This window comes from Bacteroidetes bacterium endosymbiont of Geopemphigus sp. (genome assembly GCF_002904345.1).
Classification (GTDB): domain Bacteria; phylum Bacteroidota; class Bacteroidia; order Flavobacteriales; family Blattabacteriaceae; genus GSPS2-BC2016.
Window position 1 is genome coordinate 424,558 of record NZ_PEIH01000005.1, and the last position, 19,225, is coordinate 443,782.

General features: G+C 36.7%; 16 protein-coding genes and 1 pseudogene. 6 read left to right on the forward strand and 11 right to left on the reverse strand.

Annotated elements, in window-relative coordinates:
* Positions 1–879: 879 nt before the first annotated feature.
* Together CS842_RS03275 and recR are read right to left on the reverse strand one after the other, a co-directional pair.
* Positions 880–2,166 carry a dihydrolipoamide acetyltransferase family protein gene (locus CS842_RS03275; RefSeq protein ID WP_103327459.1) on the reverse strand — a complete coding sequence of 429 codons (1,287 nt, stop codon included), beginning with the start codon at positions 2,164–2,166 and terminating at the stop codon, positions 880–882.
* Between the two features lie 75 nt (positions 2,167–2,241).
* Positions 2,242–2,865: a recombination mediator RecR gene (gene recR, locus CS842_RS03280; RefSeq protein WP_103327460.1), complete on the reverse strand. Its 624-nt coding sequence runs from the start codon at positions 2,863–2,865 to the stop codon at positions 2,242–2,244.
* Positions 2,866–2,949: 84 nt separating this feature from the next.
* Here recR and CS842_RS03285 point away from each other — a divergent pair, with 84 nt between their 5' ends.
* Complete coding sequence (locus CS842_RS03285; RefSeq protein WP_241518429.1) at positions 2,950–3,267, forward strand: pyrroline-5-carboxylate reductase family protein; 318 nt, start codon at positions 2,950–2,952, stop codon at positions 3,265–3,267.
* A 231-nt stretch (positions 3,268–3,498) separates the two neighbouring features.
* Here CS842_RS03285 and lnt read toward each other — a convergent pair whose 3' ends face one another.
* A complete protein-coding gene (lnt, locus tag CS842_RS03290; RefSeq protein ID WP_103327462.1) occupies positions 3,499–5,148 on the reverse strand; it encodes an apolipoprotein N-acyltransferase in 1,650 nt (549 codons plus the stop codon).
* A 798-nt stretch (positions 5,149–5,946) separates the two neighbouring features.
* On the opposite strand from lnt, the gene CS842_RS03300 reads away from it, so the two are divergent.
* Positions 5,947–6,165, forward strand: a complete 219-nt coding sequence (locus CS842_RS03300; RefSeq protein WP_103327464.1) for a hypothetical protein — start codon at positions 5,947–5,949, stop codon at positions 6,163–6,165.
* Positions 6,166–7,010: 845 nt separating this feature from the next.
* Here the strand turns inward: CS842_RS03300 and CS842_RS03310 are convergent.
* The 5 genes from CS842_RS03310 to dapF all read right to left on the reverse strand — a co-directional run bounded on the left by CS842_RS03310 (position 7,011) and on the right by dapF (position 11,123).
* Entirely contained in the window at positions 7,011–7,436 is a 426-nt protein-coding gene (locus CS842_RS03310; protein WP_103327466.1) for a lysozyme, read from the reverse strand.
* A gap of 97 nt (positions 7,437–7,533) precedes the next feature.
* Entirely contained in the window at positions 7,534–7,734 is a 201-nt protein-coding gene (locus tag CS842_RS03315; RefSeq protein ID WP_103327467.1) for a hypothetical protein, read from the reverse strand.
* A gap of 888 nt (positions 7,735–8,622) precedes the next feature.
* On the reverse strand, positions 8,623–8,886 hold the full coding sequence (locus CS842_RS07870; protein ID WP_430537314.1) for an ankyrin repeat domain-containing protein: 264 nt from the start codon (positions 8,884–8,886) through the stop codon (positions 8,623–8,625).
* Between the two features lie 401 nt (positions 8,887–9,287).
* Positions 9,288–10,313: an endolytic transglycosylase MltG gene (gene mltG, locus CS842_RS03325; protein ID WP_103327469.1), complete on the reverse strand. Its 1,026-nt coding sequence runs from the start codon at positions 10,311–10,313 to the stop codon at positions 9,288–9,290.
* Positions 10,314–10,316: 3 nt separating this feature from the next.
* Positions 10,317–11,123, reverse strand: coding sequence for a diaminopimelate epimerase (gene dapF, locus CS842_RS03330; protein ID WP_322746649.1), 807 nt, complete (start codon positions 11,121–11,123; stop codon positions 10,317–10,319).
* A 70-nt stretch (positions 11,124–11,193) separates the two neighbouring features.
* Here dapF and CS842_RS03335 point away from each other — a divergent pair, with 70 nt between their 5' ends.
* Positions 11,194–12,540 (forward strand): S1C family serine protease, encoded by a 1,347-nt coding sequence (locus CS842_RS03335; protein WP_103327470.1) that lies wholly within the window; start codon positions 11,194–11,196, stop codon positions 12,538–12,540.
* A gap of 116 nt (positions 12,541–12,656) precedes the next feature.
* On the opposite strand, the gene CS842_RS03340 is transcribed toward CS842_RS03335, so the two are convergent.
* From CS842_RS03340 to tgt, 3 genes and pseudogenes are all read right to left on the reverse strand, one after another.
* Positions 12,657–13,526 (reverse strand): cupin-like domain-containing protein, encoded by an 870-nt coding sequence (locus tag CS842_RS03340; RefSeq protein WP_103327471.1) that lies wholly within the window; start codon positions 13,524–13,526, stop codon positions 12,657–12,659.
* A 51-nt stretch (positions 13,527–13,577) separates the two neighbouring features.
* Positions 13,578–14,669, reverse strand: coding sequence for an LptF/LptG family permease (locus tag CS842_RS03345; RefSeq protein ID WP_103327472.1), 1,092 nt, complete (start codon positions 14,667–14,669; stop codon positions 13,578–13,580).
* Positions 14,666–15,802 (reverse strand): annotated as a pseudogene (gene tgt / locus CS842_RS06525) (tRNA guanosine(34) transglycosylase Tgt). The gene CS842_RS03345 and the pseudogene tgt overlap by 4 nt, the downstream one beginning before the upstream one ends.
* A 1,736-nt stretch (positions 15,803–17,538) precedes the next feature.
* On the opposite strand from tgt, the gene mraZ reads away from it, so the two are divergent.
* From mraZ to CS842_RS03370, 3 genes are read left to right on the forward strand one after another with little or no spacing between them, the layout of a single operon-like run.
* Complete coding sequence (gene mraZ, locus CS842_RS03360) at positions 17,539–18,006, forward strand: division/cell wall cluster transcriptional repressor MraZ (RefSeq protein WP_103327474.1); 468 nt, start codon at positions 17,539–17,541, stop codon at positions 18,004–18,006.
* A complete protein-coding gene (rsmH, locus tag CS842_RS03365) occupies positions 17,990–18,895 on the forward strand; it encodes a 16S rRNA (cytosine(1402)-N(4))-methyltransferase RsmH (RefSeq protein WP_103328022.1) in 906 nt (301 codons plus the stop codon). Before mraZ ends, rsmH begins: the two co-directional genes overlap by 17 nt.
* 8 nt (positions 18,896–18,903) lie before the next feature.
* Positions 18,904–19,224 carry an FtsL-like putative cell division protein gene (locus CS842_RS03370; protein ID WP_103327475.1) on the forward strand — a complete coding sequence of 107 codons (321 nt, stop codon included), beginning with the start codon at positions 18,904–18,906 and terminating at the stop codon, positions 19,222–19,224.
* The last annotated feature ends 1 nt before the right edge of the window (position 19,225 follow it).

Here is a 19,225-nt window from a genome sequence, read left to right on the forward strand (position 1 = left end):
CTTGTTTATCTATTATCAAGAATTTTACTTAAAATTTTATTCGGGATAGTTTTCGTCCTCCATTTAATCTTATGGTATTTTAATAAAAAAAAAGGTAAACACGAAAAATATAATTCTTTTACAGGAAAAGATATAATTATTTAAATAATATATTTCAATGATATTCTAAGAACGTTTTCCCATTATCACAATACAAAATATTTTTAGGATGAATATATCTAATTATAATCTTTTAGATTATATAAAATCTAAAAAGGTTCGCTGTCAAGATTTTTCAAATTGCTACTGTTGAAGAATTTTACGCTAATTAATATATCAAATTTTAAATCATAGGATTTAAGAGATTTTAATTAAGATTTGCCTAATTACGGTTTGTGAAGGTGATATCTTCAAAAGATTCGCTTTGAGATTCTTCATTAATTTCAAAACAAGTAGAAATCAGAACTGACAAACACTGGAAGAATTTCTTTGTATTTCTATATAATTCCTTTATAATGTTCCTGAGGATAAAAGCCTTTCTTGTTTTATTTCTAATAGCATCATTTTAATTCATAATCTGAAGCTTTATAAAAAATAAAGAGATAAATTCATTAATAAACTCACTGGTATAGTGTACATTTATTTGCTAAGCCAACAAAACTTTACCTAGCTTTTTACACTAAGAATCAAGACCAAAGAAAATAAATAAGGCCCCATATATTCTTCAATATATTCTTTTAATATTATTTAGAATGAATTAGAATACATTACATGAATGTATTTTATGATTCTCCTTTTGGGGAAATTATCATGTATAATAAACTTAAATGAGATAGTTATGTATATACTTTCACTTTTTTCTCCCTATTTTAGGTACGTTCTTTTCTTTTAAAGAAGCCTTCATCGCTCATCATTGGTGTCGAAATTTTCCAGGTAATAAGCCACTTGCTTAACAAAACCTCCTCCCAAAGCGCCGTCTATTAGACGATGATCATAGGAATGTGACAAAAACATTTTATGTCTTATACCTATAAGGTCTCCTTGAGGGGTTTCTATAATTGCCGGTTTTTTCTGTATGGCCCCTACTCCCAATATTGCCAATTGCGGTTGATGAATGATAGGGGTGCCCAGTAAATTTCCAAAACTTCCCATATTGGTAATGGTGTAAGTACCCCCTTGTGTATCATACGGCTTCAAGGCATTCTTACGTGCGCGATTTGCCAGATCATTGATAATCTTAGCTAGCCCTGTAAGATTGTAAGTTTCCGCATTTTTAATGATGGGTACAATCAAATTGCCATTGGGCAAGGCCGTAGCCATACCGATATGAATATTCTTTTTTTGTATAATAAAATTCCCCTGAATAACACTGTTGATTAGAGGAAAATCTTTAATAGATTGCACTACTGCTTTGACAAAAAAAGGCATAAAGGTGAGTTTTTCACCGGTACGTTTTTTAAAATCATCCTTTATTTTTTCACGCCACTGCACGATTCTTGTCATATCCGCTTCTACAAAAGAACTTACATGGGCTGATATAGATTGGCTATCAAGCATATGTCGGGCCATAAGTTTTCGCGAACGATCCATTTCAATGATCTCTTCTTCTGATTCAGAAAAACAGGGCTTGACTTTTGGTTTCGAAGGCTTTGACAATTCGTTAGATCTCTTCTCAGATCTTATGGTGAGGTAAGCCTGTAAATCATCTTTGGTAAGACGTCCCTCTCTGCCTTTGCCTTTTATCTGAGAAAGCTCTTGAAAAGAAATATTCTCCTTTTGGGCCATAGAACGAACCAAAGGAGAATAAAAGCGGTGATTTTCATCTTTTACAAAAGATTTTTCTGCAGTTTTAAAACTCTTTTTATCTATGCCATTATCTGATTGCTTTGGTTTTTCCAAAGCAACTTTTTGCGAGAGATTTTCCTGATTTGGGATTTTATTTTCTGATTTGATTTCCAGTATGGCGATCACTTCACCAACTTTGGCCACTTGATTATCTGAAAACATCTTTTTCTTTAGAACGCCGCTTACCGGAGAAGAAACTTCAGAATCTACTTTATCTGTAGCAATTTCAACTATAACCTCTTCCTCTTCTATTGGATCTCCTTCATTTTTTAACCAGCTGGTTATGGTAGATTCCGTAACGCTTTCACCCATTGCAGGCAAGCTAAGATAATATTCAGCCATGTTAGTTTTTTAAATGAATACCAAAATTAAAATATATTCTCGTTTTGCTGAAGCTTTGTTAAAAGCTAAAGGACTCTATCTTTTATCCTCGAGTATATCTTCATAAGGAACACGGTGCAGTATAGAGCGTCCCAAAGTAACTTCATCAGCATATTCTAGCTCATCCCCCACAGATATACCACGAGCGATGGTCGATATTTTTAAACCTAAATGTTTAATCTGTTTATATATATAAAAAACCGTGGTATCTCCTTCCATAGTGCTGCTAAGAGCAAAAATAATTTCTTTTATTTTCTCCTCTTGAGTTTTCTCAAAAAGACTTTGGATGTGAAGCTGATTCGGACCTATACCTTCCATGGGGGAAATTTTACCTCCCAGCACATGGTATACCCCTTTATATTGTCCGGTATTTTCGATGGCCATGACATCACGTATATCTTCCACCACGCAGATAATTTGTTTATCGCGATGCAAGCTGGCACATACTTCACAAATTGTTTTATCTGAAATATTATGACATTCTTTACAATGATGAATTTTTTCAATCAGTTCTTCCAGGGAAAGGGTCAACGATTTTGTTTTTTCCTTGGGATGTTGCAAAAGATGCATTACCACCCGCAATGCCGTTCGCTTGCCAATGCCTGGTAAACGTCCCATTTCATATACGGCTTTTTCCAGTAATTTACTCGGATAATTCATAGGGCAAAAATACTACATTTAGCCTTTGGAACAGATTATCAAAAAATATATGAGCTATGGCGTAATTTAGGTGAAGTAACAGAGGTGAATGAAGAACTCATGGAAGCAGCTACGGTTTTAGACGCCTGTGGCATTGCCTATGTATTTCGCTTTATTCGCGTTATGGTACAAGGAGGAGTTGAAATTGGTTTCGATACAACGACCACTTCAAAAACTGTACAACAAACGGTAAAGGGCGCTATAAGCCTGCTCATGAAAATGAGATTCATCCCGGAACAAGAAATCGATAAAGTAACCACACCTAAGGGTTATACTATTACCGGACTAGACGAAATGGAGTATCAAGGCTTTAGCTCTTCTTTAATTAAAGGAATATTAAGTTCATACCGTAAGATTCAATAAATATCTGTTTACCGTTTCTAAACAGAGCTCTTCTTTATCTCTAATAGTTTAAATTTACGCTCTTTATATGCTCCTCTTTCTTTTGATAATTCGTTTTTTCTGAATGATTAAAACGGTTCTTGTGGCTTTGATTGTTAAATTTAACACCTGGCGGAAAAGCTTTTTATTCTAAATCTCATTTTATTATTTAAGTTCTTAATGCCGATTTTTAGAACACATCTGCAAAGCTGCTCAAATATTACTTATAGTTATAAATAAAAACCATCGTTGCTTAAGCAAATCATAAGAAAGCGCGTAAGCAAATAAAACACCACCGAGCAATAGCGCGAAACGCGCTACAAAGTCTCCGTAAAGGCTATAAAAAGTTTGCTTATCATTTGCGAAAAGATGCGTACGCAAGACGCCTTTTTTGCCATAAGGCAAAGTCGATAATAGCTCACCTTTTTGATCGATAAAGGCTGAAATACCCGTGTTGGCCGAACGCGCTACAGATCTCCGGTTCTCTATGGCGCGCAAACGCGCATAAGCCAAATGCTGCTTATGCCCCTTTGAATTACCCCACCAACCATCATTGGTAAGAATGAAAATGAGTTGTGCGCCTTTTAGTATGTACTCTCCTACATGCTCTCCGAAAACCGATTCATAACATATCACCGGCGCCAGAGTTACTTTTTCAGTAGGATGTGTAAAAACCGAAGGTTCCATCTGACGTCCGTGACTCATTATCGTACCTCCAAAATCCAGCAGCAGATCACCTAATATAGGCTGAAGAAATTTTTTGTAGGGAAAACTCTCCACTCCGGGCACCAGTTTGGATTTATGGTAAAGTGTAAAGCTCTTTGAAGCGTCTATCTGCAAAGCACTATTAAAAACATCCGTCCAACGGCCTGATTCCTTAGAAAAGGAAGCGCTTTCACTAGCAATCTCTTTGGAGTTATACTCAGTATATATTTCTACTCCCAGAACAAAAGCCAGTTGAGGTATGGCACGCACGAATTCGCAAAGCGCTTTGATAGCTAAATTTTTTTCCAAATAATTCAGATGAGCCAGATGAGAAAAGGCGGTCTCAGGCGCTAATAAAAAACGGGTATTTTTAGTAAGCTGGCTTTGGCTCAATTGAATAAGATCATTTACGATTATATTCTCTGATTTTTGATATTTTTCTTTATAAGGATCTATATTAGGCTGAAGTACGATCACCTCAACTTCCCTTCCCCTCTCTTGGTATCGAGCGTAAAGAAGATAAGAAAAGCCAATAGGCAGTAGGATTTTTATCCCATTAAAAAACAATTTTTTATAAAGTATAGCTTTATTTCTGTTGAAGTAATAATTGCGAGCTGCATTAAAAATACCAAAATTGACAATCCAGATCCATAGAGTCCCCCCTAGAGTCCCTGTATATTCGTACCATTGAATCCATTTGAAATAATGTGCCATTCCATTACCCATATTCATCCAGGGCCATGCAAGTTCCCATTGGAGTTGCAGCTTCTCAAAGCTAATCCATAAACATACCAGAAATACCTGCCCTGAAGAAACACCCAATCTATTTTTTACCCAGGTACATACTCGAAGTAAACCGGCCATAAGCAAAGCGTTAAAGAGCACCGGCGGAAAATAGGCTTCCCAAGCATAAGAGCCATCCGGTCGCTGAGAATAATGTAGCCACCAAATAACTGAAGCGTTCCAGAGCGTAAAAGCGATAAAAGCAAAAGGAAAAATCAGATGCTGTCGGTGTTTTTTAGCGGAATTGCTCAAAACTGCCTCCATCCAAAGCAAAGGAACAAGTCCTATGAACATTAATGGTGCAAATCCATCACTAGGCCATGAGAGTGCCAGTAATATTCCAGAACTGACGGCCATGATAAAACACTTGAGCATGAGTATTTGTTTTATTAAACAAAATTATCTAAAAGGATTGGTTTGCATGCGTATTTTAAACAGTACGATCCCGTTCATATTTGTTGTGCAAATATAGTACTCACCAAGAGCGATTTATATTCGTAGCAAGCAAAAGTCTTTTCTCGTACATCTTAGGTTTTGTAAAGGCAAGGCTCTGGATGTTTTTTGTAAAGACAGAACTTTATTGTCAAGACCAAGGATTGAAATGTAATAAAATGGCGTATTAGAAATTCAGAACTGGCAAGGAGTAAAGAATTTCACCATCAGAGTAACAAGGAAAGATTGAGGACTTATAGTACATATTTGAAGATGCCTTAATGAACTGCAAAAAAAGGAGTAAATTGGGAGAGAGTGTTTGAGCTTACTAATCCGAAAAGATCATCTCAAAGCTTCTGAATATTTTGCCACTAAGCTCTACAGTAAAGCTGTCCAAGATATCATCATAGCGTTATCACAAGAAATTAAAACAGAAAAACAATCCTTAAAATGTATCAAGCGTCCCCCGAGAGAGCATAATGATTTTAGACCTCACAAGGCGCTCTTGAGGAACACAAACGATCATCTAAAGCTCAAAACTTTCCTGAGAACTTAAGATTTAAAAAACCACATTTGTCCTTGCTCATCTCTAATTGATCTAAACTTAGCTCGCCCGGTATAAAAAAACATGAGTGTATATTAATTAATAATATAAAGTATTATGTTTATAATTGTAATTTAGAAAATTAATAGAAATAATGAAACATATTTTAATTTCTTTTTTTTGTAATCACATTTTCCTTGCAAGCGAAGATAGGTATAGGCATCAAAACCCCCGAGAGCCAAATCGATATCAAGGGAGATGTTAAAATAGGAAATGAGGGAAAAACCGACGCGAAAGGAAAAAAATGGATGATTCGATGGAGCGATGCCAAAGTTTGCTTTGAGAGACGTGACGGTGCACAAATGAATGTCAAAGAAAACACAAAAACCGATATTTACGACCGCTCAAAGCAATAGATCAGGACAGCCCAAATTAGGCTTATCGCGTCAGATTAGTTAACCATCATCCTGCACAAGGGGCTTTTGACAGAACCACTCGGGGGAATTCGCTACCTGGATCAACATAAGTAATTGGAAGGCAAGTTTAATGCAGTTGCAACTTTTATATAGAGGGGCTAAAATTGACGTAGGAGTTACTTATGTCGAGAGTAATGACGATAAGATCGTTTATTTGAAAAAAGACGATAAGCTTCACGTTCGTTTCCATACCTATGGAACAACTAATATGAATACTAATACTATATTAGAAAAAAACGAGAGTTACATAAGGTTCTGGAAGCTTTAAATGGGTGTCAGCTTATTTTTTACCCTTTCTTTTTAAGAAAGGGTTTTTTATTTGCAAAGGCCCTACAAATCAAAGCCTCTAGAATTCCTCTAAAAGGGTAAAAACCTCTTGAGATTCCACTCTACGAACACCACATTTGCCAATGTAAGAACATGCACTCATTGCGGAATATACGGCGCTTTAACGAGCTTATCCTTATAGATCAACTTATCTTGCGTCACCACCTTTTCAACAACCTTATCCTTACTTGTGCTAAGCTTTAATAGTCTTTCCCTGTACATTCAAGCTTTGATCCTGGTTTTCTCGCTTATAAGCTCATAACGTTTAGGAGGCAAGTGGTGTATATCTAAAATTCTCTAAAGGAAGCTCCATAAAGCTCATCAGATCCCGGTGACGGGTCTATCCTTCACACGCGATCTATCGCTCTGATTTAGATCTATATTTTCCTTCACCGTGAGCCTTTTTGAGGAGGAGTAGCATAGCAAAAGGAAATAAAGTATAAGCCTCTCATGCTTGTTTAGCTTACAAAGAGCTTCCTTTCCGCCTCGCGTCTTTTAGTTAAGTCTTCCGAGATCTCTCCCTTTACTTTGTTCCATTGTAAAAACTCCTTAGACGCCCTACGGTAGTTTCTTACGTTGAGTTTTTTAAGCAATGTGGAATCTTTGAAGTTATTCACACCCAGGTTAAAGATAAAGCTCGAAAGCGCGTCGTATTGATTTTGAGACAGCGGAACCTTTATATAGGCCTCTATCGCCGCTTGAGCGTCCTTTAGATCTTGCTTTAAGAGCAAAACAGCTCCTTCCATAGTGATATGATCTCCGGGCTTTACTCCTTTAGTGTGACCGTAGCCTATGGTCCATACGCCAGCTTGACATTTATAGGCTTTTGCCCTAAAGTCTTCAAATCCGCATATAAGATCTATGCCTTTATCTGATATTTTCATTCTTTTATGTTTGCCGTGTTTATAGAACAAGAGCCCTGTTCTTTTGTCTTTTCTTGATCGCTTTCAATACCCTTTTCACTCAAAAGCCTCATCTTATTCATAAGTCATCGGGACACCCAGAGAGGCCACCCCCGCTAAGTTCTCCATCGCCGAAAAGGACTCTCTGAGCAACTATGACCATGGTGAGGTAGCGCGAGGGCAGATCGAGCTCAAAAGGATGATCTCCCCCAAGACGATAATTTTTCAAAACATGGTAGAGCGCGAGCATAAAGCTATACATAACGGATTTATGGATCATCGAGTCAAAAGATGCTCTGGTCTTTCAGTGGAATTTCATCTCTACCTTAGACATTTCAGCCTCAAATTAGCGACATCCTCTTTTAACTCGCCTCTGACTTGAGATATTTGTATTTCAAGTTGAGCTACCTTAACCTCTACCTTAGAGACATCTTCCTTAGTGGCAAGATTATTGTACTTTATCTTCTACCTTGTCTTCTATCTGAGCGGGTGTAACTTATTCAAGGTAGTGCTCTTGAGAGTATCCGCTCCATTCCCATCTATCTTTTTGGCGGGGGATCTGTGCGCATCGGTAACACATAAGTCCTTCTAGTTTTATTGACAGTCATAGTTTCCATGAAATTAAAAAAAGATAAATACAAACCCAAGCTAAATATAACAAACTTTTAGGCTTTTACTTCCGCGCCACTTTGTTTTGTAATCTACTTTTTGCCGCTTTGCCGGCAACCTATCCTCTTTATAGTTCGTCCTTAAAACACTTTGAGAGGTCTTCGTCTATCTTTGGGGTGGAATAGATAACATCGCCTTTAGCAAAGGCTTCGTTGTCTCTTAAGGTAGCCTTGGTGAAGAGAAGTGAGGTAGTAGTTGAGGTCCGAAGCTTTAATATGTGTCTAATCAGGTTAAACAATCAAGGAAGTACGCCGCTAAAAACTCATCTGGGCTTATCTTTTTAAGCGTTGTTTGATCTTTAAGTCAACTGCATAAGGTCCATACGATCAAAATCACTCTCTATGAGCTCCTATGGGTCGTCTTTCTGTTTTCTATACATCAGTTAGGGTGTTTTTTGGTGATTTAATACTTATCCTTAGATCCATTGAGTTTCCTTTGTTCATTTACTTCTATCTTAACATGAGGATGTTGATAAACTCTCTGTGGCCGCTCTTGGTAGCTAAACCAAGTGGCGTTTTCCGTACTTATCTTCAGCCTTTACATTGGCGCCATAATCTAATAAGAATTTCACAGTTTCTGCTTTTCCCTCTTTGGCAACCCAATGTAGCGGTGTTTTGTCAAACAGACCTTTAACGTTCATATCCGCGCCTCCTTTGATAAGAAACTCAACAATCCATGTATTAAAAAAGGATTGAACCCATAATACAAAACCTACAAAAGGTTTATGAAATTCGCAGAAAATATGATTTCTGTATGATAAAATCTCTCTCTAAGAGAATTTAAAAATCAAACCGGAGTTTAAAAAATGAATCTTAACCAGAAACAAACTACTTTATAAGAACCATGATGGATCTTCTTGATTTAAAGACAAAGTTTAATTAATTACTCACATGAAATGAATACTTTTTTTAAAAAATAGAAATTCTTTATTTCTCCATAACCAGCGTTAAAAAAATAATTAAGCTTATGTATCTTTAAAAACAAAAGAATATCAGAAACATTTTAAACAAAGACAATTATAAAGAATGGCTATATTACCTTCGTGACTATCCCCTTTTTTTCTTACAGACCTTATTTTACAGAAAGCCAATTAAGATAGGGTTAAAATAATTAATTTGCTTATACTTTATCATTAAAAAAAAGCGAAAAACAAAAAGTCAACTATCAAGGCAAACCATGTTGCTTGATAAAACGAAGATAGCGCTGACGGAACTTCTCGTGTGTAAACGCATCTGTGGAAAATTCATGGTATCCTTTTCTGTCAACACTTGCCACCATAAAGTAATAAGAATGTGATTCAGGCTGAAGTACTGCGTCAATAGCGGTGGTTTGCGGAAAGCAAATAGGCCCGGGAGGAAGTCCGTAATACATATAAGTGTTATAAGGCGAATTTATAGAAAGATCTTTGTAAAACAATCTTGAAATATGCACTCCGGATACCATATGAGACTTCATAGCATAGACCACCGTAGGATCGGCCTGTAATTTTTGCCGATCCCTTAAGCGGTTCAAATAAAGACCGGCAATCCTTGGCATTTCATCACTTTTAGAAGTTTCTTTCTGAACAATAGAAGCCAAAGTGATTACTTGCAAAGGCGTTAAACCGAGGCGATAAGTCTTTTCCCGACGTTTTTCATTCCAAAACCTTTGATATTCCTTAAGCATGCGCTCTAGAAAAGCTTTTGGAGACGTATTCCAATACAACTCATAAGTATTGGCGATGAATAATCCACGTACGCTCTCTTTACTAAGTTGATGGTTATGAAGAAAATGCCAATCCAGAATCGCTTGCATAAAATCTTCAGACTTAGGTTCAAGAAAACGAGCTAGTTGATCGACAAGCTCTATAAGGGTTTCTTGTTTTGCAAAATTTAGTTTCACTAAAAGTTGCTGACCGGAACGCAACTTATTTACCAGCTCCCAATTGCTCTCACCCTGAGTGAGCTTATATTTTCCAGGTTTTATTTTCCCAGAATAAGATTTTTGACGGGCTACCCAATCAAAAGCTTCTGAATCTTTTATGAGAGGTGCGATGCTGCTTTTCACCTGATCATAGGTAAAACCAGTAGGGATAAAAAATTCTGTAGATTCAAGGACGCTTTGATCGAAAAAATACTTGTAATATTTATAGAAGAAAAAAATCGAAGCACCTAAAAAAAATATTGTAATCCATCGCAGAGTGCTCCTCATACCTCATATAAGATTTACAACACCCTGAAATACATAAGAAGCTCCTCCATGAAGCCATATTTCCTTAAAAGCTCCCTGAGTTTCCTGAAAATTAACCGAAAGCACCCCTCCAAGGCTATATACTTTTATCGCATTGGTTTTTATTCGTCCAAGACGATAAGCCGCTAAAGCCGCAGCAGTCACGCCTGTTCCGCAAGAGAGAGTCTCATCTTCCACCCCGCGCTCATAGGTTCGTATGCCTAAACTCTCATCATCGAGAAGTTTTACAAAATTAACGTTGGCGCCCTCATCAAAATAAGGCGCTCCGTAACGAATGGCGCCTCCTTCTCGAGTGACATCAATCTGATCTATGTTTTCAGTAAAAATGACATGATGAGGAGAGCCTGTATTTACAAAAATATGCTCAGGATGACTTTCAATGGTAAAAACATCTTTCATCTTAAGAGATATCTGATCTTCCTTTATTAAAGCATAGTGCTTTCCATCTACAGTGTTAAAACAAGTGTAGTTCTCAGAGACAACTCCCAATTTTTTTGAAAAAGCTACGGCACAACGAGCGCCATTTCCACACATACTACCTTCTGTACCGTCAGCATTAAAATATTTCATAAAAAAATCTGAATTGGCATCTTTTTTGATCAAGATTAACCCGTCAGCGCCTATGCCAAAGCGTCGATGACAAAGCTTTGAAATAAAAGAGGTTTTTTCAGGAAAAGAAATTATACGAGCGTCAATCATGACAAAGTCGTTGCCCGTGCCTTGATACTTACAAAAATCTACTTGCATTTCCGGCCATTTTGAAAAAAGCAAAACTAATATTTTTTAGTGGCTTTAAAATTTTTTTACATTTCGTAAATCAAAAATAAAAAAGCATTTGTTCATGAAAAAATTACTATTTACCGGTCTTGCAATAGGTCTTGCCAGTTCAGGCCTTAGTTTGATGGCTTATAAAAGATATATAGAACAACAACAACCCATTGTTAACACAAGTAACTCCGCTACTGCTCAACTGATTTCCAACCCAGCCTTTGCAGTAGGCTCGGCCGGACGCCCCGATTTCACCGGGATAGCGGCCAAGGCGGTCAACGCCGTGGTCAACGTAAAGAATTATTCCAACAGAATGGATACTCAAGAGTATGTAGATCCTTTTGAATTTTTCTTTGATTTCCCGCAAAGGCCTCGTCAGCGCGCGCAAACAAAAAACGATCAAAATACCCCGAGCGGACATGGCTCCGGGGTGATTATCTCCCCTAGTGGATACATAGCGACCAACAATCATGTCATAGATGAAGCGGACAGGATAGAAATCACTCTTAATAACCAGAAAAGCTACAAGGCCAAGGTGGTAGGAAAAGACCCCAATAGTGATGTGGCGCTTCTTAAAATCAAAGGAGAAAACCTTCCTTATTTGAATTTCGCGGATTCTGAGAAAGTGCAAGTTGGTGAATGGGTATTGGCCATAGGAAACCCTTTCAGTCTTAACTCTACGGTAACGGCAGGTATCGTCAGTGCTAAAGGACGGAGTCTTGACATTTTAAGATCTAAATCGAGATCTCCGATAGAATCGTTTATACAAACCGATGCGGCTATCAACCCGGGAAACAGCGGTGGCGCCCTGGTGAACACCAATGGTGATCTGATTGGAATAAACACAGCAATCGCTTCAAAATCAGGTAGTTATGTAGGTTATGGATTCGCTGTTCCTTCTAATCTGGTTAGAAAAGTAATCGAAGATATCAAGAAATTCGGGGTGGTGCAACGCGCCTATATCGGCATAAATGCGTTAGATCTATCTAATGAAGAACAACTTATCCTTTATAATCAGGGAAATAAAACCAAGATAAAATCCCAACAAGGGGTGATGGCCTCAGAGGTGATGGCCAATAGTGGTGCGGCGGAAGCAGGAATTAAAAAAGGCGATATTATTAAACGAATAGATGGAAGTCCCATCCGCAATTATGCAGACCTTGCCGCTATTATTGGAAGCAAAAGACCTGGTGATAAGATTAAAGTAAACGCCCTAAGAGATGGACGAGACATAAATTTCATCGTAACGCTCAAAGATCAGCAAGGCAGCACAAAAGTTCGCACACGCGAAGAAATAGAATCTTCTGAGTTACTAGGCGCGAAATTTGTTCCTCTGGAAAATGCAGTAAAACCGAAACTCGGTATCAGTTATGGTGTCCCGGTAAGTGAACTCAGCAGTTATAAATCGGATTCAGTATAACCAATACTATATAAAAGAATTTGAAATGAATTAATCAAAATTAATTTTTTATAAAGAAAGTTCGAATCTTACCGCCTTTTTTATAAAAATTAAAGAGATTTTAAATAAGTATATTATTATTCTATACCCAAAAGTTTGTGAGTGTGAATAATGGCTCTTTTATTTTTGTACTCCATCCACTTCCGACCACCGTGCTTACGCATAAGATTGTCTATATGTCGCATGATAAAAATATTGTACATCCCTTGTCCCAGATGAGCGATCGAGTGTGGAAGAGCTCTTAAGCTCATGGAAAATCCCGGGGTCATGTATTTCATATGATGCCACCAGCCCTCGGGTATATAAAGAGTTTCTCCATGAGAGATCTCCGCGATATGGCCATGTGTATATCTTAGAGCAGGCCATTTTTTGAAATCTATATTCTCAAAATCAATATCCTCACGACATATTACGGAATAAGGCACCTTGTACATGTATTTACTATCTGAGGGCGGAAATAAAATACATTGTTTTTTACCGTGAAAGTGAAAGTGAAGGATATTAGCTAAATCTATATCATAATGCATAAAAACAGCAGATCCCTCACCGCCGAAAAATAACATAGGCAATTCTTTCATCAGACGAATGCCTATTTGTGGAAATTGAAAATCGTTTTTTAGATCCGGAACGTGCCGCATAAGACTGTAGAGAAAAATTCTCAAATCGGTAGGTCCCTTTTGAAGAAGGTCAATATATTCAGTCATTTTCATCCGGGCTACCGGTTCATTAACTTTTCTTAAATAATTTATAGGCGAGGCATCATAAAGGGGAACGATTTTATCACCCGCTATGTCTTTGATATAAGAAAGGCTCCATTTTTTATAAGCAAGCCAATTTTCTGTGAGATTCTCTATAACTACAGGCATCTGAGGTTTATAATAAAATTCCAAGAAATTTCTCCTATTAATGGACTTCACACGCGCTATCGGTCGAAAAAACTCATTCATGACGGTTAAAATCTTTTTTGTAAAGGATTAAATATAAAAATTAATGGGAATTTAATACCGGCTACGCCTAAGATAAAAAAAACACGACAATATCCCGAATATAATATTCGGCAGCCAAACTGCTAAAAATGAGGACATATAAACTTTGGTGGAAAAGTTTTTAGACACCTCCATGAAAAAGATGTAAACAAAAGCCAAAACTATGCCTAAAGCTAAATTAGCTCCGATACCGCCACGACGCTTTTCCGACGAAAGAGAAAAGGCCAAAAGAGTTAAAATAAAAGTGGAAAAAGGTAAACTGGTGCGCTGATAGTATTCATTAAGAAGAAGATTAATACCAAGAATGCCTTTTTTTCTTTCACTTTCAATGAATTTACCCAATTGCAAAGTATCCATAGTTTCAGCTGCATATTCCTCAGGAAGAAGTTCCTGAGGTGTTAAAGGAATTTTTACCTTAAGTTCTTCGCCCGTTTTAAAAATATCCTTGGACTTTTCTATATAATGCTCTTTGTAGTTATATACATGGTACATTTTTTCTAACTTATCCCATCGGATTTGCTCAGCTGAAATAATATAAAAAAGTTTCTTTCCATTAAATTTTTGGTAAACAAATCCCGTACCCCTCTGCTGACTTTTCGAAAAATTATCAATAAACACATATTCCCCATCACCTAAATAAGCATTTACCTTTCGATCACGCTCATAATTAAACTTATGTTCCACGCTAATAAGATAGCGGTATTGAAAATCATTTTTTACGACATTCGTAACAGGCAATATAAAATGATTCAACAAAAAAGAAACTGAGAAAATAAGAAAAGCAGCCATGAGGTAAGGACGCACAAGTCTGCGAAGACTGATGCCACCGGCTGCAATAGCTACAATTTCAGTGTTATTAGCCAATCTGGAAGTAAAAAATATAATCGATATAAATACCCCTATCGGCATAAAAGTGTTTCCCAACCATAAAGCCCATACCGGATAATAATAAATCAACGCCTCTTTGACCGATCCATGATGCGCCTCCAAGCGATGCAGGCGTTGGGAAAGATCGATGACAATGGAAATGGAAAGCAAAAGTAAAGTGGCAAAGAGAAAAGTCCCCAAAAAATTCCGAATGATATAACGATCCAAAATTTTCATAAACGCCTTGATAATTCTGCAATTACTGAACGCTTCCACTCGGAAAAATCTCCCAGAAGAATATGCTTGCGCGATGTAAAGACCAGATCGAGATAAAAAGCCAGATTATGCGCCGAGGTGATTTGCTTTCCCAGATATTCCCGGGAAACAAAGAAATATTGCACATAAGCAAGGCTATAATAAGTATCTACAAAGATAGTTCCTTGGGAATCCAAAGGAGAAAAATCTTCTGCCCATTTCTTATTGCGGATATTGAGAATACTTTACCCAGGTAAAGACCATGCCGTTGCACGCGTTTCTTGTCGGCATGACACAATCAAACATATCTACGACTAAAAGAAATACCTTCCAGAATATTAGCAGGTATGCCCACGCCCATCAGATAACGAGGTTTATTCAGCCGAAATATATCTGTGACTAGATCAGTTATTATCATACATTTGCTTCTACCAGCTCATCGATATTCAACCTGCCTATATGACGTTTCCGTCAGTGCTAAAATCAGTGATCATTTTAGCGGATTTTTTTCGTAAATCATGATAAACGCCTCCATGCACAATAGAAAACAAAGACTGACGATAGGCGTGTTTCTCCGAATGTTCCTTAAGATAATATCCGCAATATGTGATCCAGCAATGGGTACGCACCATAGAAATCTTTTACATAGCTGTATTCTGAAAGGACAGACGCGCATTCATCAAAAGCCATAATGATATCAGGGTCTATAGAGGATTGAATCTCCATAAGGCGCTCAGGAGAAAAGAAATGATAAACGCCATCGATGTGAGATTTGAAAGAAATGCCCTCTTCAATGATTTTTCTAAGCCCAGCTAACAAATATACCTGAAAACCTCCGATGTCAGTTAGAATCGGAAGATCCCAGTTCACAAACTAATGAAGTTCTATGGCCTTTTCCAAAATAGAGGTTCTGGGTCTTAAGAAGAGATGATAAATATTCTCTAAAATGATCTGAGCTTTGATGCCATTTTTCAATGTTCTCTGATGAACGGTTTTCACACTCGCCATGTGCCTACAGGAATAAAAATATGTGTATGAACAGATCCATGATTGGTTTTCACAATTCTCGCCCGGGCCTTTGAGCGGGAATCTTGCCGCAAGAGTTTAAATTTCATAATTCTCAAAATCAAGCAAACTCTTATTCTACAGTGAATTTTCTTTTTCTTACATGGAGTTTTAAAATATATTTAACTATAACCTATAGTTCAATTAAAAAAAACTATCGTTTAGTTATATTTTTTAAATATAATACCAGGATTTAAAATCCTTCAACAAATTCGCGCAGTTTATCGCATTTATAAATACTCTGTAGTAATTTATGCAGCTGCCTCAGGCTAATTTTACGGTAATCATAAATGAGGCTTTGCCATTGAGCAATTGAAATACCTCGAAGGGTTTAATGAGGCTGTAGTACATAAAATAAGGCAAGCGTAGGAAGTATAACTACTTTTATGAAAATCAAAAGATTTAAAAATCATTTTTTAGAGCTTATTTCGGTAAATCTTAACGCTGTCTTAAAATAACTTAAAGCTGATGTAAAAATCAGGAATCATCCATAATGGCGCATCTCTATTTTAGTAGATCCTAAATTTTTATGTATTATGAAAAGGCATTCGCTCTTTTTCTTGCTTTTCCTGTTTTTTCAAAGTTTCCAGAACGAACAACCCGTTAAAAATCCAGAGACATCAAATAATACGAGACATTGAATAATAAAAAATTAAAGAAAAAATTAAACATGGCAAACTAAAATGCTCCTTAGATATAAATTTATTAGATAGAACAGATAAAGTTCTCTCGAAAATATGCTCGCAAGCAAATCCTGATATTTATATAACTGATATTTATCATAAATTTGTTATGATTTGATTTTTAAAGCCAACTCATTTGTGAACGAAGGTCTCTAGAGTATCTTTTTAAAGCGGTATGAAGATGGCTATGTCTACACCCTTTTATGAATAAGGGTAACTTATTCTGACTCAGTCCATGCTCTTGTTGATCAAAAATGGGAAAGTAATAGAATAAATCAGGAAGGTGAGGTGCTTTTAAAAAAAGTCTTTCAAACGCAAATGACAATGCTTACAATAGTGGTTGATCACATAATTTTTATGTATGAGAAGTTAAATGAGGCTCATTTACGAATTCTCCTATGGGGCAGTAATTATAAGTTATAAAGCGCAAGTTTTTTTAGATGCCTCAAAGCATAGAGGAGCCCCAGAGAAGCTGAAGACCTGTCTACGAAAACGACGCAAAAGCAGGATTTTATTTTTCACTCAAACATCTGGAATAGAAATAATAATATAGGCAAATTCAACGGCGCAGATCAAAGTGAAGAATTGAGATTCTATCTTGAAAAAACTTTTAGAACGGCATGCCTTGGAAATTCATGGAGATATTACAATAATGCATATCCCATAATATCATTAAGTAACGAAAGCTTTGTATTTTATATACCTGCATTCCTAGGCAGTATTTTTGGAGAGTACACGGAATATTTTTTAAAAACCTGTTGGCAGAAAACATAAATAACAAAATATCAGATGATCCTGTGTGGCACAGCCGTAATAAAAACATTTTTTACCCGCCATGAGAAATGATGAACTTCCTGATTATATTTTTATGCCGGTATGGTCAAATAAACATCATTTGAACATCATTGTTTGTAAAAATTTATTTATAAATAGCATAAAATACCGAAACTATAAAATAAATTATAGTTATTAATCTGTTAATATTAAATATTAAACAATTGAAATATGAATTTCTCATAAAGAAATGAATAATAGAGCGATTTTGATAAAGTGGTATAAAGTGGTATAAAAAATCTATTTTTGAAAAAACCTTAATCAAAAAGATGTTGCTTATCGGAACATACTGCTGTAAAATAGACGTAAAAGGTCGTCTGATGTTACCTGTATCATTAAGAAAACAACTCAAATCTATATGGGGCGATGGTTTTATCATAAAGAGATCGGTATTTCAAAAATGCCTTGAGCTCTATCCTAAATCTGAATGGAACGCGGTGATGAAAAAAGTAAACGCTTTAAATCGCTTTGTGAAAAAGAATAACGATTTTATACGCCGACTCTCGGCAGGTTTAAAAGAAGTGGAAGCTGACGGACAGGGACGTGTGCAAATCAGCAAAGACTTAATCGGATTCGGGTCACTTGAAAAAGAAGTAACACTCTCGTTTTCAGTAAATATGATTGAGATTTGGAATACCAATGATTATGAGAGAGTTATCGAAAAAACTGAGGAAGATTTCGCCGAGCTCGCCGAAGAAGTAATGGGAAATAAAGAAAATGATGCTTACCTATCATAAACCTGTCTTACTAAAGAAGACGCTTGAAGGGCTCATCAGCGATCCAGAAGGGATATACATAGACTCAACTTTCGGAGGAGGCGGACATAGTACGGGTTTATTAAAGAAAATTAGTAAAAAAGGAAGTGTTTTGGGTTTCGATCAGGATCAAGAAGCTTTTGAAAATAACACGCTGAAAGATGTGCGCCTTGAGATTTTTCATCAAAATTTCCGACATATCGAAAATATTTTACATCTGAAAGGTATCCAGGAAGTTTCTGGCATTTTAGCTGATTTGGGGGTTTCTTCACATCAATTAGACACCCCTGAGCGCGGATTCTCGATTCGATTTGACCGTTGCTTAGATATGCGTATGAATCAACGCGCTAAGCAATCAGCCAAAGAAATCGTCAATACTTATTCGGAAGAAGCGCTCGCGAGGATTTTCTTCGAATATGGGGATCTGAGGAATTCCAGAAAACTCGCTGCAAAAATCCTTGCCAGACGTCAGGAAAAAGAAATAGAAACCACCTTTGATCTGATAAGCATCTTTGAAAGAGATATTCATCCGAAAGAAAAGCAAAAGTTTTTAGCAAAAGTATTTCAAGCGCTGCGAATAGAGGTCAACGGTGAATTAATTGCCTTAAAGCAATTGCTAGAGAGCGCACTGAAAATTCTTAAAAAAGGAGGACGTATTGCCGTAATATCTTATCACTCTCTTGAAGATCGACTAGTAAAACAGTTCCTTAAAAACGGACGATTTGATAAAGATCCTGAGAAGGATTTCTACGGAAATAAACACCTTCCCTTTAAAATGCTTTCAAGAAAACCCATAATTCCTGACGGGCAGGAGATCCTGGAAAATCCACGCGCCAAAAGCGCCCGATTGAGAATTGCAGAAAAGATCTAGAGAAAAAAATGAAAAAGAAAAGAGATATTTCCATACAAGGGATTTTGAAAGGAAAATTTCTTGTCAAAGAAGACGCCGCACATCACTGGAAGTTCATTGTATTTCTAATGCTGCTCGCGCTCATCAGTATCACGAGCTCTCATATGGTGGATAACAAAATCCAGAAGATAAGCCTATCACACGAGGAAATTCGTGAGCTTAAATCTGAGTACGCAAGTCTACATAAAGATTTTATGCAGATGCAATTGGAATCGAGAGTAAAAAAAATAGTAGCTTCTAAAGGTCTGAGACCTTTAGAAGAACCTCCTTATGAGCTTAAGATGAAATAAA

What these genes read in the sequence shown, in the direction of transcription:
- CS842_RS03275 (WP_103327459.1), bottom strand. Translation starts at nt 2,166, where the DNA reads ATGGCTGAATATTATCTTAGCTTGCCTGCAATGGGTGAAAGCGTTACG.
- recR (WP_103327460.1), bottom strand. Translation starts at nt 2,865, where the DNA reads ATGAATTATCCGAGTAAATTACTGGAAAAAGCCGTATATGAAATGGGA.
- lnt (WP_103327462.1), bottom strand. Translation starts at nt 5,148, where the DNA reads ATGCTCAAGTGTTTTATCATGGCCGTCAGTTCTGGAATATTACTGGCA.
- CS842_RS03310 (WP_103327466.1), bottom strand. Translation starts at nt 7,436, where the DNA reads ATGAAAATATCAGATAAAGGCATAGATCTTATATGCGGATTTGAAGAC.
- CS842_RS03315 (WP_103327467.1), bottom strand. Translation starts at nt 7,734, where the DNA reads ATGATCCATAAATCCGTTATGTATAGCTTTATGCTCGCGCTCTACCAT.
- mltG (WP_103327469.1), bottom strand. Translation starts at nt 10,313, where the DNA reads ATGAGGAGCACTCTGCGATGGATTACAATATTTTTTTTAGGTGCTTCG.
- CS842_RS03335 (WP_103327470.1), top strand. Translation starts at nt 11,194, where the DNA reads ATGAAAAAATTACTATTTACCGGTCTTGCAATAGGTCTTGCCAGTTCA.
- CS842_RS03340 (WP_103327471.1), bottom strand. Translation starts at nt 13,526, where the DNA reads ATGAATGAGTTTTTTCGACCGATAGCGCGTGTGAAGTCCATTAATAGG.
- CS842_RS03345 (WP_103327472.1), bottom strand. Translation starts at nt 14,669, where the DNA reads ATGAAAATTTTGGATCGTTATATCATTCGGAATTTTTTGGGGACTTTT.
- mraZ (WP_103327474.1), top strand. Translation starts at nt 17,539, where the DNA reads ATGTTGCTTATCGGAACATACTGCTGTAAAATAGACGTAAAAGGTCGT.
- rsmH (WP_103328022.1), top strand. Translation starts at nt 17,990, where the DNA reads ATGCTTACCTATCATAAACCTGTCTTACTAAAGAAGACGCTTGAAGGG.
- CS842_RS03370 (WP_103327475.1), top strand. Translation starts at nt 18,904, where the DNA reads ATGAAAAAGAAAAGAGATATTTCCATACAAGGGATTTTGAAAGGAAAA.